The sequence below is a fragment of the Bacillus changyiensis genome, from assembly GCF_027706145.1.
Taxonomy (GTDB): domain Bacteria; phylum Bacillota; class Bacilli; order Bacillales; family Bacillaceae; genus Bacillus; species Bacillus changyiensis.
Genome location: NZ_JAQFWW010000001.1, coordinates 240,464 through 254,302, shown reverse-complemented (window position 1 = coordinate 254,302; position 13,839 = coordinate 240,464). Strand labels below are relative to the sequence as shown.

The 13,839-nt window shown below is 39.4% G+C and carries 16 protein-coding genes and 1 riboswitch; of the genes, 1 reads left to right on the top strand and 15 read right to left on the bottom strand.

Going from position 1 to position 13,839, the window contains the following annotated elements:
• Nucleotides 1-36: 36 nt before the first annotated feature.
• The 10 genes from ccsB to PDT38_RS01345 form a co-directional block, all read right to left on the bottom strand.
• On the bottom strand, nucleotides 37-1,212 hold the full coding sequence (gene ccsB, locus PDT38_RS01390) for a c-type cytochrome biogenesis protein CcsB (protein WP_270798478.1): 1,176 nt from the start codon (nucleotides 1,210-1,212) through the stop codon (nucleotides 37-39).
• Between the two features lie 12 nt (nucleotides 1,213-1,224).
• Nucleotides 1,225-2,859: a cytochrome c biogenesis protein ResB gene (resB, locus tag PDT38_RS01385; protein WP_270798476.1), complete on the bottom strand. Its 1,635-nt coding sequence runs from the start codon at nucleotides 2,857-2,859 to the stop codon at nucleotides 1,225-1,227.
• The gene (resA, locus tag PDT38_RS01380; protein WP_270798471.1) at nucleotides 2,856-3,392 is read right to left on the bottom strand and encodes a thiol-disulfide oxidoreductase ResA; all 537 of its coding nucleotides are present in this window, start codon (nucleotides 3,390-3,392) and stop codon (nucleotides 2,856-2,858) included. Before resA ends, resB begins: the two co-directional genes overlap by 4 nt.
• An 86-nt stretch (nucleotides 3,393-3,478) precedes the next feature.
• Nucleotides 3,479-4,213: a 23S rRNA pseudouridine(2605) synthase RluB gene (rluB, locus tag PDT38_RS01375; protein WP_270798470.1), complete on the bottom strand. Its 735-nt coding sequence runs from the start codon at nucleotides 4,211-4,213 to the stop codon at nucleotides 3,479-3,481.
• 126 nt (nucleotides 4,214-4,339) lie between these two features.
• Nucleotides 4,340-4,876 carry a spore maturation protein gene (locus PDT38_RS01370; protein WP_270798468.1) on the bottom strand — a complete coding sequence of 179 codons (537 nt, stop codon included), beginning with the start codon at nucleotides 4,874-4,876 and terminating at the stop codon, nucleotides 4,340-4,342.
• A 4-nt stretch (nucleotides 4,877-4,880) separates the two neighbouring features.
• Nucleotides 4,881-5,468 (bottom strand): nucleoside recognition domain-containing protein, encoded by a 588-nt coding sequence (locus tag PDT38_RS01365; protein ID WP_270798465.1) that lies wholly within the window; start codon nucleotides 5,466-5,468, stop codon nucleotides 4,881-4,883.
• Nucleotides 5,456-6,607 (bottom strand): D-alanyl-D-alanine carboxypeptidase family protein, encoded by a 1,152-nt coding sequence (locus tag PDT38_RS01360; protein ID WP_270798462.1) that lies wholly within the window; start codon nucleotides 6,605-6,607, stop codon nucleotides 5,456-5,458. The genes PDT38_RS01365 and PDT38_RS01360 overlap by 13 nt, the downstream gene beginning before the upstream one ends.
• A gap of 122 nt (nucleotides 6,608-6,729) precedes the next feature.
• Complete coding sequence (locus PDT38_RS01355) at nucleotides 6,730-7,203, bottom strand: DUF3907 family protein (protein ID WP_317134946.1); 474 nt, start codon at nucleotides 7,201-7,203, stop codon at nucleotides 6,730-6,732.
• Nucleotides 7,204-7,563: 360 nt separating this feature from the next.
• Nucleotides 7,564-8,154, bottom strand: a complete 591-nt coding sequence (gene scpB, locus PDT38_RS01350; RefSeq protein WP_270798459.1) for an SMC-Scp complex subunit ScpB — start codon at nucleotides 8,152-8,154, stop codon at nucleotides 7,564-7,566.
• Nucleotides 8,144-8,902, bottom strand: a complete 759-nt coding sequence (locus tag PDT38_RS01345; RefSeq protein ID WP_270798458.1) for a segregation/condensation protein A — start codon at nucleotides 8,900-8,902, stop codon at nucleotides 8,144-8,146. Before PDT38_RS01345 ends, scpB begins: the two co-directional genes overlap by 11 nt.
• A 179-nt stretch (nucleotides 8,903-9,081) precedes the next feature.
• Between PDT38_RS01345 and PDT38_RS01340 the strand changes: the two genes are divergently transcribed.
• Nucleotides 9,082-9,585, top strand: a complete 504-nt coding sequence (locus PDT38_RS01340; RefSeq protein ID WP_270798457.1) for a DUF309 domain-containing protein — start codon at nucleotides 9,082-9,084, stop codon at nucleotides 9,583-9,585.
• A 15-nt stretch (nucleotides 9,586-9,600) separates the two neighbouring features.
• Here the strand turns inward: PDT38_RS01340 and PDT38_RS01335 are convergent, their stop codons facing one another.
• The 5 genes from PDT38_RS01335 to ribD all read right to left on the bottom strand — a co-directional run bounded on the left by PDT38_RS01335 (nucleotide 9,601) and on the right by ribD (nucleotide 13,537).
• On the bottom strand, nucleotides 9,601-9,975 hold the full coding sequence (locus PDT38_RS01335) for a GNAT family N-acetyltransferase (RefSeq protein ID WP_172295881.1): 375 nt from the start codon (nucleotides 9,973-9,975) through the stop codon (nucleotides 9,601-9,603).
• 101 nt (nucleotides 9,976-10,076) lie between these two features.
• Nucleotides 10,077-10,541 (bottom strand): 6,7-dimethyl-8-ribityllumazine synthase, encoded by a 465-nt coding sequence (gene ribH, locus PDT38_RS01330; RefSeq protein WP_172295883.1) that lies wholly within the window; start codon nucleotides 10,539-10,541, stop codon nucleotides 10,077-10,079.
• Between the two features lie 33 nt (nucleotides 10,542-10,574).
• Nucleotides 10,575-11,771 (bottom strand): bifunctional 3,4-dihydroxy-2-butanone-4-phosphate synthase/GTP cyclohydrolase II, encoded by a 1,197-nt coding sequence (locus PDT38_RS01325; protein WP_270798456.1) that lies wholly within the window; start codon nucleotides 11,769-11,771, stop codon nucleotides 10,575-10,577.
• A 16-nt stretch (nucleotides 11,772-11,787) separates the two neighbouring features.
• Nucleotides 11,788-12,438 (bottom strand): riboflavin synthase, encoded by a 651-nt coding sequence (gene ribE, locus PDT38_RS01320; RefSeq protein ID WP_270798454.1) that lies wholly within the window; start codon nucleotides 12,436-12,438, stop codon nucleotides 11,788-11,790.
• A gap of 10 nt (nucleotides 12,439-12,448) precedes the next feature.
• Nucleotides 12,449-13,537: a bifunctional diaminohydroxyphosphoribosylaminopyrimidine deaminase/5-amino-6-(5-phosphoribosylamino)uracil reductase RibD gene (gene ribD, locus PDT38_RS01315; protein WP_270798452.1), complete on the bottom strand. Its 1,089-nt coding sequence runs from the start codon at nucleotides 13,535-13,537 to the stop codon at nucleotides 12,449-12,451.
• 120 nt (nucleotides 13,538-13,657) lie between these two features.
• A riboswitch (FMN riboswitch) is annotated at nucleotides 13,658-13,805 on the bottom strand.
• Nucleotides 13,806-13,839 lie beyond the last annotated feature (34 nt).

Below are 13,839 nucleotides of genomic sequence, written 5' to 3'. Positions count from 1 at the left end.
TCACCCTTCTAATAAGTTGCTGTTACATGACAGGAATCATGCATAGGAATGAAGCCCAGCGATCACAAGGTTTACAAATATGAGATTAAACATAATAATCGCAAAACCGATGACAGCAAGCCAGGCTGATTTTTCTCCATGCCAACCCCTGGACAGCCTGAGATGTAAGTATGCAGCATAAAACAAAAAGGTAATCAATGCCCATACTTCTTTTGGATCCCAGCCCCAGAACCTGGTCCAAGCAAGTTGCGCCCAAATCATAGCAAAGATCAATGCCCCTAATGTGAAAACCGGAAAACCGATTGAAACAGAGCGATAGCCAATTTCGTCGACAAGATCAAGATTCACGTTTTTCACTAGTGGCTGTAACAGTGCGCTAACTCGTTTCCTTATTAGCAACCTGACAGCTCCATACAATAAAATACCTGCCGCAAATGACCAAAGTACAGTATTTAATTTCCGACCGTCAATGATCGGCGGTACATTGAAGAACGGTTCCATTTTTCCTTCTGTCAAAAGTTCACCGTTGTTCGGACCAATCAATGCGGGAAGTTGATATTCCGTGACTTCTTGCTGACCATTTTTATTGATCCATTTAAACTCTGCTTCATAACCTGCTAATCGAAACGCGGTTGTCACCAATATAAATGCAAGAGTTGTCACAAGCATAAACATGACAAACTCAAGCCAAAATGTTTTTTTTCCCGGCTTTGATTGATCAACATACTTGAGCAGAAAAATAACGCCAGCTACAAAACTGATCGCAAGGATGGCTTGCCCAAGCGCTGCTGTTGTGACATGAATATACAGCCAATGACTTTGGAGTGATGGAATCAACGGTGTGATCTCAGTTGAAAACATACTGGCATATCCAATTAACAAGAGCGCTACCGGGAGTGTAAACAACCCTAGCGCTGATAAGCGATACATAAAAAAGATGATGATGAACGCAAAGACTAGCATCATGCTGAAAGCCGTTGTAAACTCAAACAGATTGCTAACTGGTGCATGTCCAGAAACAATCCATCTGGTGATAAAATATCCAAACTGACATAAAAACCCGATGATCGTAATCGTGACAGCAATTGATGCCCAGCGATTCTTTTTCTTATCCGTTGAAGTTTTACTTCTGATCGAACCACCGAAAAAGAAAACAGCTACTAAATACAAGAGAAATGCCGCATACAGTAAATTACCGCTAAGCTCTTCCATGAAAACCCCTCCCTAGGCTGACCGATTTTCCTTCAGCAGTTCTTTTTGATCGGTCGGTTCGGATATCCCCGTATCCATTAGTACTTTTTGCAAATCCTTTTTTAGTCCATACCAGTTTTTGTTTGTATGTCCAGCGACAAGTACTTGATCGTCTTCTGATCGTAACCAAATCCGTCTATGCTGCCAGTACATCCCTTGGATAACGCCGATCATAAAAATCACCCCGCCGATCATCAGTACCCATAGTGTCAAATCTTTTCTGACCGTAAGCCCTGAGATGTTTTTTGTCTCCACATGGTCAAATTTCATTTTGTACTTATTGTTTGCAGATCCCTCTATGGTCTCTTGAATAGCTACAAAACTTTTCTCCCCATTTGGCTTGTCAGGCGTAATGATTTGAAAAACAAATGCCGGATTGTTTGGGTTTTTCGTTTTCGTACTTGGTTCCCCATCTTTATTAAAATAAAAATCTGGCAAGTAGCTTGCAAGATGCACTTTGTAACCGTTGCCAAGATCATAGTTTGATTTCGGTTCCAAAAGATCTATCGACACACTGCCGAACGATTTCCCCGTGTTCTTTGCAATTAGCTTAAACACCATTTTGTCCAGTTCACCTTCTTTATAGGTGGTCTGGTAAAGTGAATAAGAACTAAATTTCAGGGGCTCATTGACTTTTATCGTACCATTTCTCAATTTTTTTAATTTTGGCGACTCACCTGGCAAGCTTTTATTCTTTCTTTCATAAAGTGCCACATCGGTTTGATAGTTTTTCGCAACCATTCCATCACCGGCTTTCGTAATGGCATCAGAAAACACTTCTTTTTCCTGTTTACTGTTATACATTTCCTTTATAAACCGATCGTTTTTCAAATAATAATGCCCTTCTGTTCCTGGAATTGGAACAGTTTCTCCCTCCCTAATCCAAAGAGTTTCATCAACATACATACCTGGAACGTAACGAAGCATAACACCGATTAAAAAAACGATCAATCCGATATGGTTAACATAAGGTCCCCATCTTGAAAAGCGACCTTTTTCGGCAAACAGATTTTTGTTTTCTTCTTTTACTCGATAGCGCCTTTTTTTAAGTGTTTCAATGATTTGTATTCTTTTTTCTTCAGAAAGTTCTGTTTCTGTCAGACTGTATAGTCTCTGTCTTTTCATAAAACTTGTATTTCGCGTGATACCCTGATTTTTTAAAGCCCTATGTAAAGGGATAACCCGATCAAGGCTACATATCACGAGTGAAACACCGAGTAAGGCAATCAGAATAATAAACCACCATGATCCATAAAGATTGTGAAAACCAAGAATATAATAGATTTGTCCAATGAGTCCATATTGCTTTTGATAATATGTATCTGCTTGTGCATCAGGTGGTAAATACATTTCTTGCGGAAGAATGGTTCCGAATGCAGATGCTGATAATGTGATGATGATCAGCCAGACACCGACCTTTACAGACGAAAAAAAGTTCCAGATTTTATCGATGAGTGTTTTTTGATAGGTTTGCGATCGTCTTGCACTTCCGTCATACCGCATATCAAGAAGTTTCTCATCCTGTTTTTGCAGCGGTTTACCGCAAGATTCACAAAGGAATGTCCCAAGCGGATTCACATGCCCACAGTCGCATTTTATTTTCGTCATGATGATGACCCCTCAGGTTTAATCATATTCAAATAATCATGGATCATCCGTTCGGTCATTTCACTTTCAACAACCTTGACAACTTCACCATCAGAGTTTATTAAAAACGTTGTCGGTATCGGAATAACACCATACGCTTCCAACACTTGCCTATCTTTATCAAGCACAACTGGAAAATTGACCCCTTTATTTTTTATAAAGTTTTGAACGGCCAATTTGGATTCCCCGACATTGACAGCAACAATTTCGACACCTTGATCTTTGAACTTCTTATATTGGTTTACCATAGAAGGAAACTCTTTTTTACAAGGCTCGCACCAGCTACCCCAGAAGTTTAAAAATACCCCTTTACCTTTTAAGTCTTCTAGTTTAAGACGATTCCCACCAACTTCCTCAAGTGAAAAATTCGGTGCTTGTACCCCAGCTGTTACCTTTTCTTTGTTGTCAAACACAGCGCTGTAAAGTGTGTAACCGAGCGCAGCAAGCAAAACAAGCAGAATAACTGTCCGGATGTAAAAACGTCTTTTTTTCATCATCCGCCCCCTATTTTTGACATTCAGCTATAGTGTACCATCCCTATATTACCAACCATTTTCTTTTTTTAAAAGTTATATGAAACCTATAAAGCGTTTTTCCCGTGCTCTGCTAAGGCTCTCAGCCTCTTTACTTCGTGCGGTGTCAGCTCTCTTTTTTCGCCAGTTTTTAACCCTTGCAAATTCAAAAAAGCATACTCTTCCCTTTTCAGTTTGATCACTTCATGACCGATCGCTTCAAACATCCTCCGTACTTGGCGGTTGCGTCCTTCATGAATGGTGATTTGAATGATGCTAGTCTGCTTCTTCTTATCCATTGACAATAGTTTAACTTTGGCGGGAGCCGTTTTGCCTTCTTCAAGTTGCAAGCCCCTTTCAAGTTTTTTTAAGTTTTCTTTTGCTGGTATACCTTTTATTTTTGCAACATATGTTTTATTAATTTCATATTTAGGATGCATTAATTTATTGGCGAAATTCCCGTCGTTTGTTAAAAGCAGCAAGCCACTCGTATCGTAATCAAGTCGGCCAATTGGATAAATTCGTTCTTGAATCTCATGAAAAAAATCGGTTACCACTTTACGGCCTTTATCATCTTTAACTGCGGATATAACGCCTTTCGGTTTATAAAAAAGGAAATAAACGGGTTCTTCACTTTCAAGTTGGATTCCGTTCACCTCAATCCGATCACCGCTAGATACCTTAACCCCGAGTTCTTTTATCGTTTTCCCATTAACTGTAACTTTTCCTTCTTTTATTAGTTCTTCTGCCTTTCGTCGCGAAGCAACGCCAGCATGAGCAATTACTTTTTGAAGTCGTTCCATATCTTTCACCTCATGTATTATCTTACTTTTTTCAAAACGAACAAACAAGCATTCCTTTTATACCTGACCTTAAATGTATCTTTTCTCAAGCAAAAAGTAAAATTGTTTAATAAAAAAAACACCTTTTTAGGTGCTTCCAAATAACAGTGTTACAATAATAACAGCGGCAATAACCCCTGATAAATCGGCAAGCAGTCCTACTTTTAAAGCGTCCCCCATTTTTTTTATTCCAACCGCTCCAAAATATACAGTTAGAACGTAGAGGGTTGTGTCTGTTGAACCTTGCATGACGGATGCGAGCCTACCGATAAAAGAATCTGGACCGTGAACAGCGATTAAATCTGTTGTCATACCAAGTGCAGCCGTTCCTGAAATGGGCCGGATGATAGCAAGTGGAACGACTTCTGTCGGCATGCCGATTGCTGTAAAAACAGGTTTTAACAAATCCATAAAAAAATCCAGTGCTCCAGAGGATCTGAAGACTGTAACAGCTACAAGCATACCGACCAAGTAAGGAATGATCGAAAAAGCAATTTGGATGCCTTCTTTTCCCCCTTCAACAAAAGCTTCATAAGTCGGAACTTTTCGAACTGTTCCATATAAAAGGATCGAGGCGATGATAAACGGGATAAGGGCTAAAGAAAGCCCATTGATGAATTCCAAATTCTCACCCCTTCTTTTTTCTTTTATGGTAATAATACCTATCGATGATGATCGCGAAAATCCCTGAGATGAATGTTGCTAATATGCTAGGACCAACAATATCGGTTGGTGTTTTTGAGTCATATGTCATTCTCACAGCAATTACTGTTGTTGGAATCAGTGTAATACATGAGGTATTGACTGCTAAAAAAGTGATCATCGAACGACTTGCTTCAGGTCGGTTTTGATTGAGCTGTTGCATTTGTTCCATAGCTTTAATGCCAAGCGGTGTTGCTGCATTCCCTAATCCGAAAAAATTAGCAATGAGATTAGATAAGATATAACCCATTGCGGGGTGATCAGAGGGGATTTCCGGAAACAATTTGGCGATAAACGGTCGGCACATTTTGCTGAGCTTTTCCAAGAGTCCGGACTGTTCCGCTATTTTCATCAACCCCAGCCAAAACACAAGAACACTGATAAGTCCAATCGCAATTGTAACGGCCTCTTTTGCTCCTTTAAAAACCGCTTCATTGACATCCTGAACTGTTCCATTAAAAAAGGCAAATACGAGACCAATAATCGTTAAACCAACCCAAATTATATTGACCATGTAGAACCGCCCGCAAACTTATGAAATATTGATTGAAAAGTCTCTATAAATGACTTTTTCGGTTTTTGATTCCGTTCATTTTCATAAAAAATCGGTAATTTAGCAATTGATTCACCTTTAAACATCACATTCATTGAGCCGATCATATTTGGAATCGCTTCTTGATTTTTCTTCCACTTTCGCTTTGGTTTAAGAAGTGTTGTCTTAATCTTCACTTGATTTTTTTCATCATCACTTAATAAATAAGTGACATCCCTTTTAATAAAAGCTTTGTTTCCATAAAAAGTATCCTTCAAATCTGGTATTTCCCCTTTTTTAGCTAGTACATATGTTTTGTAATGTTCATACACATACTCAAACATCTGGATATGATCATCCCAATCATCAGGTGCATTTATTGTGACGGCAATTAAGTCTGTGTTGTCCTTAGATGAAGTTGACACTAGGGTTCGCTTGGCAAGTTTTGTGTATCCCGTCTTTCCTCCTGTACTATAGCGATAAAGGCCGGTTAATAATTTATTTTTGTTTTTCCAAACACCTTGCATTGTTTCAGCTTTGTAACGTTTTGTTCCAGAGATCTTTTGATAAGTCTTATCTTCCATCGCATATTTTGTTAAAAGTGCCATGTCATAGGCTGTAGAATAGTGATTCTTATGATCATCCAGACCATGTGGATTTTGAAAAACGGTGTTTTCCATGCCAATTTGAGCTGCTTTTTGATTCATCATATAAATAAAACCTTCCAAACTTCCACCGACATGCTCAGCAATCGCAACAGCCGCATCATTGCCCGATCTCAGCATCAAGCCGTACACAAGATCCTGAAGTTTTACTTTTTTTCCTCTTTTTAAATAGATGGAAGATCCTTCAGTTCTTACAGCCTTATCACTGATGGTTACCATCTCGTCCAGCTTTCCTGATTCTATCGCTAAGATCGCTGTCATGATCTTTGTAATACTGGCAATCCGTCGTTTTTGATGTTCATCTTTAGCAAATAACACTCTACCAGAATGTCCGTCTATAACAATTGCGCTTCTTGCGCTGACATGAATTTGATGATTGGCTTTAGTCATTGGGGAAAAGGAAAAGATAAGGGAAATCATGAGTGTGACTTGTACAGCTCTTTTTAGAAAGCGCATTTCCTCACGTCCTTGTCAGTATTTGTACAAGTTTATGCGCTTGTCTCATTGTTATGAACATCAATTATACATTTTCAAGAAAAAAACTCCTCCTTAAACGTAAGGAAGAGTTTTTATATAGGCTACATCATTTGGAAATTAGCGCCATAGTATTCCAAGTTTTCTCTCATTGATTGATAGTATGTTGCAAGTGAAACCATCAATTTTTCTAATGTGGCTGGTATCGGTTCATGAAAACAAATGGCATTTCCTCCTGTATACAGTGCTCTACTGTCTTCATACCACGTATCTTTTTTAGGAGAAAAGAATTCCTCGACACAGCGATGATAAATCTGATATAACACTCTTTCTGCAGCAGCGTCCTGAAATGGCTTTTGCTGAAGCATAATTTGACAGGTGTCAAGCCCTTCTTCACAGCAGACAGCAAGCTTTCTCAAATTACTAAGGACCTCTCTGTAATAAGCTTCTTGTCTAGGTTCTTCCGCTTTGAGGGATGTTAATGTTGTTTCATTTAAAAAATGATTCAACATCTGTACAGCCTCTGATAGAAATACGCCCGTTTGCTCAGTATGGGCTTTTGCCACTGATTTTTTCATTGGTGTTGGCAACCTTCCTCTCATCACTTTGTTTCTCAATATATTCATTTGGGAACGACCCCGACTTACGCTTCGCATAGAAGTCGGAACTTCCCTAGAAATAAGGTCTCTCAAATACCAAGCGATCCCCGTAGTTCCTTTACGGTTCTAGGCTAAATAAAATGATGTCGGCCATGTTGAACATGGCAACAAGTCAACTTTTAAATATTGAAAGGTTTTTTGCCTTCTTGATGTGGATTCCACTTTGTTTTCAAGCTTAACACAGAAATCGGATTTTCTCAGGTGTTGGAAACTCCACTTGTTTTTATGTCCTTCGACCGATCCTATTCTGTGATACAACATCATATGACTTCTCGCAGATTAAGTTAAATCTTCAAATGTTTGATTAAACTTTTCAAAGAATAGGTCAGCTTCTTCTTGTACACCTTCATCCATATTTTCCGGAAGCGGTGGAAGCTCATCCAGCGCCTTTAATCCAAATTGTTCAAGAAAAGTCTCTGTTGTTCCATACAAAATGGCTCGTCCTGGGCCTTCTGCTCGACCAACCTCACATAAAAGTGCTTTTGCAACAAGACTATGAAGAATCCGTTCTGATTTGACTCCCCTAATATCTTCAATTTCCGCCCTTGTAATAGGTTGTTTATAAGATACAATGGCTAGCACTTCAAGCGCTGCTTGAGAAAGTCCTTTTGAAGGAACTTCAACTAGCTTTTTCAAATATACGGCATACTCTTTTTTTGTTGAAAGCATGTAATGATCTGCATATTCGATAAGCTCTATTCCTCTATCTGTTTTATCGTAGTTTTCCTTGACATCTTTCATAACATCTTCAAACTCAGTTTCGTTTATATCTAAGACGGACACAAGCTGTTTTTTCGTGAGACCCTCATCACCAGCTGTGTACAGCAAAGCTTCTACAATGGCCTGCCAATTCACGATATCAAGCGTCATGAATCGTTTCACTCCCTGTTATGTAAATATCAGAAAAGTTGTGTTCTTGCTCAATCACAATCAATTGTTTTTTCATCAACTCTAAAATCGCTAAAAAGGTTACGACTAAATGTTCTTTATCTTCATTTGGAAATAATTCCATAAAGTTCATTCTCTCGGTAGCGGCTGTCAAACTGGTCATAATTTGGTTCATTCTCTCCTCAATTGGAATTTCTTGCCTGGCAATTCTTGTTTCCTTTGGACGATTGATTTTTTTTCGACTCAGCACTTTTTGAAATGCACCTAACATGTCATAAACGGTCACAGAAAGCTTTTGTTCGCTCAAATTGACTTCCTTAGCATAATCACTTAAATCACTTGGTGGTTTGGCGAACGATTTTTGCCTTTCTTCTTCACGTTCTTTTAAATTTTGTGCTACCTTCTTATATTTTCGATATTCTATCAGCTTTTCAATCAATTCTTCGCGCGGGTCCTCTTCTTCTTCAAGAAACTCCTCGTCAAACAGTTCTTCCTCTTGTTTCGGAAGAAGCATCCGACTTTTTATACTTAGTAGGGTTGCAGCCATCACCAAATACTCGCTTGCCACATCCAGTTCAAGCTCTTGCATGGTATGCACATATAATAAATATTGCTCAGTTATTTTCGCAACAGGTATATCATAAATGTCTATTTCGAGCCGGTTGATTAAGTGTAACAGCAAATCCAAAGGTCCTTCAAACGCCTCGATTTTCACCTGATATTCGATCATCCATTCTCACCATTTTCAAAATCACTTCTTAGCCTGTCTATCTTAGCTACACTTTAGTATAAATTACGGTCTATATGAAGTCCAATATAATTTAAGAAATCACCGTGTCTCTTCAAAATGAATGGGTTTGCGCCATTTCTTATCTATGGTACACTTTAACGGGAAAAGGAGAATGTCAAATGTACCCTTCAGCTTACATTCATTATTTGACCGAATTTCATGTAGAACGAGATTATTTTGAGTGTCACGAAATTTTGGAGGAATATTGGAAGAAAGATCCCCCCCAAGATAGAAAACGATATTGGGTTGGCTTCATTCAGTTGGCTGTCGCTCTCTATCATCAAAGGAGAAACAACTTTATTGGAGCAAAGCGCTTAATAGCAAACAGCCTTAGCATTCTAGAAGAAGAAAAGGTTGCTGTTGAATCTCTCGGACTGGATCATGAAGAGTTAATCAACCTCTTAAAACAAACTGATCAAAAAATAAAGGATCACTCTCCATACGAAAGCATCATGCTTCCTCTCACTGATCAAGCCCTTATCAAAGCTTGTCAAAAACAGTGCAAACCAATAAGTGGTCAACCAAATGATTTTCTCATTCATAAACATCGACTAAGAGACCGTACTGAAATACTGCAAGCACGAGAAAAAGCAAAAATGCTTCGAAAAAAGAACAGAGACTAACTGTTTAGTCTCTGCTCAATTGTTATATGTGATGTCTTCATGTTCGTGATCTAGACAGCGTTCAAAAAATCCCTTCGTTAATTCATTCGGAACAAGCGGTTTTGTTTCAAACATTTTTGAAAGCCCAACAACCATTTTTTTGCCGATTCCTTGATGACGGTGAGACGGATTCACACTGATATGTCTAATTTCCACTTCTTCCTCTTTTTTTTCAACCCCTACACAGCCGACAATATCCTCGCCTTCTTTCCATAGGAAGAGCTGTCTTTCAGTGTCCGTTTCATAGTCTTTAATTGTCTGCTGAAGCTGCTTGACATCCTTTTCATTCGGCATGAATGAAAGGAGTCCCATCGCAATCTTTTCAAATGACTTTTTATAACGAATTAACATAAATACCCCTCAATATTTAAAATATGGATCTAACGAAGGCTAGTCGCTTCACATCACATTATAAACATTTTTATATCCTTTTTAAACTGTTTTTGAGGAATTTAATGTAGCGTTCGCGTCAGATTTGCCATTTCAATTGCTGCTACAGCTGCTTCGGCACCTTTATTCCCGGCCTTCGTTCCAGCCCGTTCAATGGCTTGTTCTATTGTTTCTGTTGTGACAATTCCAAAGATCACCGGAATACCGGTCGACACGCTGCTTTGAGCGATACCCTTCGCTGCTTCATTACAAACGTAATCATAGTGGCTTGTAGCACCTCTAATCACTGTCCCCAATGTGATGATAGCATCATACTTTTTAGATTCAGCCATCTTTTTTGCGATCAGCGGAATTTCAAATGCACCCGGGACCCATGCCACATCAATATCGTCTGATTTAACTCCATGTCTCATTAGCGTATCTTCTGCTCCACTTAACAGTTTACTTGTAATAAAATCATTGAATCTTGAAACAACAATCCCGATTTTTAAGTCTGCCCCAATGACATGACCTTCAATTTTATTCATATGAATCCCGTCCTTTTTTGTGAAGTATTATTCTTAAAAGTGAAGTAAATGCCCTAACTTTGATTTTTTTGTTTTTAAATAGTGTTCATTATCTTTATTCGTTTCCATTTGCAAGGGAATCCGTTCAGTGATTGTCAAGCCGTAGCCTTCAAGTCCGGCAAGTTTTCTCGGATTGTTTGTTAAAAGCTTCATTTTTTTCACGCCAAGATCTCTTAAGATTTGCGCGCCGATTCCATAGTTTCTTAAATCAGGGAGAAAGCCGAGTTCTTCATTAGCCTGAACTGTATCATAGCCTTCTTCTTGAAGTTTATAGGCTTTTAATTTATTGATTAATCCAATGCCTCTCCCCTCCTGTCTTAAGTATAAGAGCACACCGCGTCCAGCTTTTTCAATTTGCGACAGTGCAGCGGCAAGCTGTGGACCACAGTCACAGCGGTGGGAACTAAAGACATCACCGGTTAAACACTCTGAATGAACACGAACAAGCACAGGTTCATCAGCAAAAGGGATATCCCCTTTAATAAGAGCAAGATGCTCTTTCTGATCGATTTCATTTGTATATCCAACACAATGAAAGGTACCGAAATCAGTTGGAAGTGTAATGTTTACTTCACGATTGATCAATGTTCCTGCACTGTACCGGTATTCGATCAAATCCTTAATCATAATCATTTTCAATCCGTGCTGTTTAGCAATCTCTTTTAACTGCGGAACCCTTGCCATTGTTCCGTCTTCATTCATAATTTCACAAATCACACCGGCTGGTACCGAACCCGCTGCCATTGCAAGATCAACAGTGGCTTCTGTGTGCCCTGCTCTTTTTAAAACTCCACCTTTTTTAGCGATCAATGGAAAAATATGTCCCGGTCTTTTAAAATCATGTGGTACTGCTGTTTCATCGATCAGCGCTTTAACAGTCAATGACCGTTCCTGTGCGCTGATCCCTGTTTTAGTCTCCCGATGATCCACAGATACTGTAAAAGCAGTTTGATGGGAATCAGTATTTTCTTCAACCATTGGATAAAGATCAAGCCTTAAAGCAATTTCTTCACTAAGGGGCGCACAAATTAAACCTCTGCCATGCGCCGCCATAAAATTAATCATTTCAGGTGTTGCATACTCTGCAAGTGCAACAAAGTCGCCTTCATTTTCCCTATCTTCATCATCAACTACAATAATCGCTTTTCCTTGTTTCAGATCAGATATGGCTTCGTCAATTGTATTAAACATCCTTCTCTCGCCCCTTTTAATGAAAGCCGTTTTCTTTTAAAAACGCTTCAGTCAATGTGTTGCTCTCTGTTTTCACATTTGGTTGATGTAGAAATCTGTAAATGTATTTACCGATCATATCACATTCAATATTGACAATACTTCCTACTTTTTTTTCAGAAAAAATCGTCTCGTCCAACGTATGAGGAATCAATGAGACTGTCACTTGATTATCAGTTAATCCAAATATCGTCAAACTCACACCATCTACAGCGATTGAACCTTTCATCACAAGAAATTTCGTCAATGATGGTGAAACATCTAAACAATAGTATATGGAATTTTCCGCTTTTTTTATCCGCACGATTGAACCTGTCCCATCAACATGGCCTGATACCATATGTCCGCCAAAACGACCGTTAGCTGACATCGCTCTTTCTAGATTGACAGAACTTCCGATTGTCAAACGACCAAGAGACGTGGCTTTCAGCGTTTCCAACATAACATCAGCTGTAAACTGGTTTTTTTGACATTCATGGACAGTAAGACAAACACCATTGACCGCAATACTATCACCAAGGTTGACATCTTCCGTCACTTTGCTGGCTTTAATCAGTAATGACATGGCATGATCTGTCTTTTTCATACCAATGACCGTGCCGATTTCTTCAATAATGCCTGTAAACATGGGCACCACCCTATTCTTCGATTGGTTTTGCTATAATCTTTAAATCTGGACCGACTTTGGTAATAGTTGAAAATTGTAATAAGGGGACATCTTTCATCAATTGAAAACCTTCACCGGAGACAGCAGTGGGAGAGTGCCGTCCTCCGATTAGTTTTGGGGCAAGATAGATGATGAGTTGCTGATAAAGCTCTTCGTTCATAAAGCTTGCGTGAACGGTTGATCCACCTTCAACAAAAACTGAGGTGATCTTGTTTTTTGCCAATTGCTGCAAAACGTCTCTGACAGAAATCGTTTCTGTCTCAAGTACTGTAACCGTTACACCGTGACTTTCTAAATAACGAATCGCCTCAACTTTGGCTTTGGAAGTTGTAAATATCCAAGTAGGCGCTGCTTGATCATGAATGACTTTAGATTGAAATGGAAGCGTAAGCTTAGTATCAAGCACAACACGCACCGGTTGTTTCGAAACGCCAGGCAAGCGGCAAGTCAGACTTGGATCATCTCTTTTTATGGTACCCACTCCGACTAAAATACTCTGATGGTTTTTTCGATATGTGTGAGCATCCAATCTAGCTTCTTCTGAGGTAATCCATTTGCTATCACCTGTTATAGTAGCTGTTTTTCCGTCAAGACTTGTGGCAGCTTTTAAGGTGACAAATGGCAGCCCTGTTCGCATGTAGTGCATGAATCTCTCATTCATTTCTTCCGCCTGCTCTTTAAGAACACCTGTTGTTACTTCAATCCCAGCACTTCTCAGCATTTGAACTCCTTTTCCGGAGACGAGTGGATTGGGATCCTCTGTGGCTATGACCACTTTCTGCAAACCGGATCGAATGATCAATTCCGCACAGGGTGGTGTTTTCCCATAATGGCTACAAGGTTCAAGCGTAACGTAGATCACAGCGCCTTCAGCATGGTGGCCTGCCATTTGAATCGCATGCACCTCAGCATGAGCTTCCCCGTATTTTAAGTGCGCACCCATACCGACAACCTGATGATCTTTCACAACAACTGCTCCTACAAGCGGATTTGAGCCTGTTTGACCTTCGCCCTGCTTTGCTAGTTCTAGGGCAAGATTCATAAAATACTCATCTGTCATGTTTTTGTTTCCCCCCCTTCTTCTCAAAAAATCTCACAAAAAAACCCCAGAGTTTTTTTCCGGGGTTAGTTTTTTGCATCAGAAATAAAACTATGCTTCAATGTTTTTTCACATAGTTTTATTATCCTTCTCCCATCCAGACTTTCACTGTCGGCTTCAGCTTCTCACTGAATCCACCGCATGCAACAGCATAGCGGGTCACGGGCTCTAAAGCTCTATCGGCTTTACTACCGCCGGTCGGGATTTTCACCCAGCCCCGAAGGATACAATCGATATTTTCTTGTCCTTATCGGTATTATAGC

Excerpts from the sequence above, each read along its gene's own strand:
- ccsB (WP_270798478.1), bottom strand. The coding sequence starts at position 1,212 with ATGGAAGAGCTTAGCGGTAATTTACTGTATGCGGCATTTCTCTTGTAT.
- resB (WP_270798476.1), bottom strand. The coding sequence starts at position 2,859 with ATGACGAAAATAAAATGCGACTGTGGGCATGTGAATCCGCTTGGGACA.
- resA (WP_270798471.1), bottom strand. The coding sequence starts at position 3,392 with ATGAAAAAAAGACGTTTTTACATCCGGACAGTTATTCTGCTTGTTTTG.
- rluB (WP_270798470.1), bottom strand. The coding sequence starts at position 4,213 with ATGGAACGACTTCAAAAAGTAATTGCTCATGCTGGCGTTGCTTCGCGA.
- PDT38_RS01365 (WP_270798465.1), bottom strand. The coding sequence starts at position 5,468 with ATGGTCAATATAATTTGGGTTGGTTTAACGATTATTGGTCTCGTATTT.
- PDT38_RS01360 (WP_270798462.1), bottom strand. The coding sequence starts at position 6,607 with ATGCGCTTTCTAAAAAGAGCTGTACAAGTCACACTCATGATTTCCCTT.
- PDT38_RS01355 (WP_317134946.1), bottom strand. The coding sequence starts at position 7,203 with ATGAAAAAATCAGTGGCAAAAGCCCATACTGAGCAAACGGGCGTATTT.
- scpB (WP_270798459.1), bottom strand. The coding sequence starts at position 8,154 with ATGACGCTTGATATCGTGAATTGGCAGGCCATTGTAGAAGCTTTGCTG.
- PDT38_RS01345 (WP_270798458.1), bottom strand. The coding sequence starts at position 8,902 with ATGATCGAATATCAGGTGAAAATCGAGGCGTTTGAAGGACCTTTGGAT.
- PDT38_RS01340 (WP_270798457.1), top strand. The coding sequence starts at position 9,082 with ATGTACCCTTCAGCTTACATTCATTATTTGACCGAATTTCATGTAGAA.
- PDT38_RS01335 (WP_172295881.1), bottom strand. The coding sequence starts at position 9,975 with ATGTTAATTCGTTATAAAAAGTCATTTGAAAAGATTGCGATGGGACTC.
- ribH (WP_172295883.1), bottom strand. The coding sequence starts at position 10,541 with ATGAATAAAATTGAAGGTCATGTCATTGGGGCAGACTTAAAAATCGGG.
- PDT38_RS01325 (WP_270798456.1), bottom strand. The coding sequence starts at position 11,771 with ATGTTTAATACAATTGACGAAGCCATATCTGATCTGAAACAAGGAAAA.
- ribE (WP_270798454.1), bottom strand. The coding sequence starts at position 12,438 with ATGTTTACAGGCATTATTGAAGAAATCGGCACGGTCATTGGTATGAAA.
- ribD (WP_270798452.1), bottom strand. The coding sequence starts at position 13,537 with ATGACAGATGAGTATTTTATGAATCTTGCCCTAGAACTAGCAAAGCAG.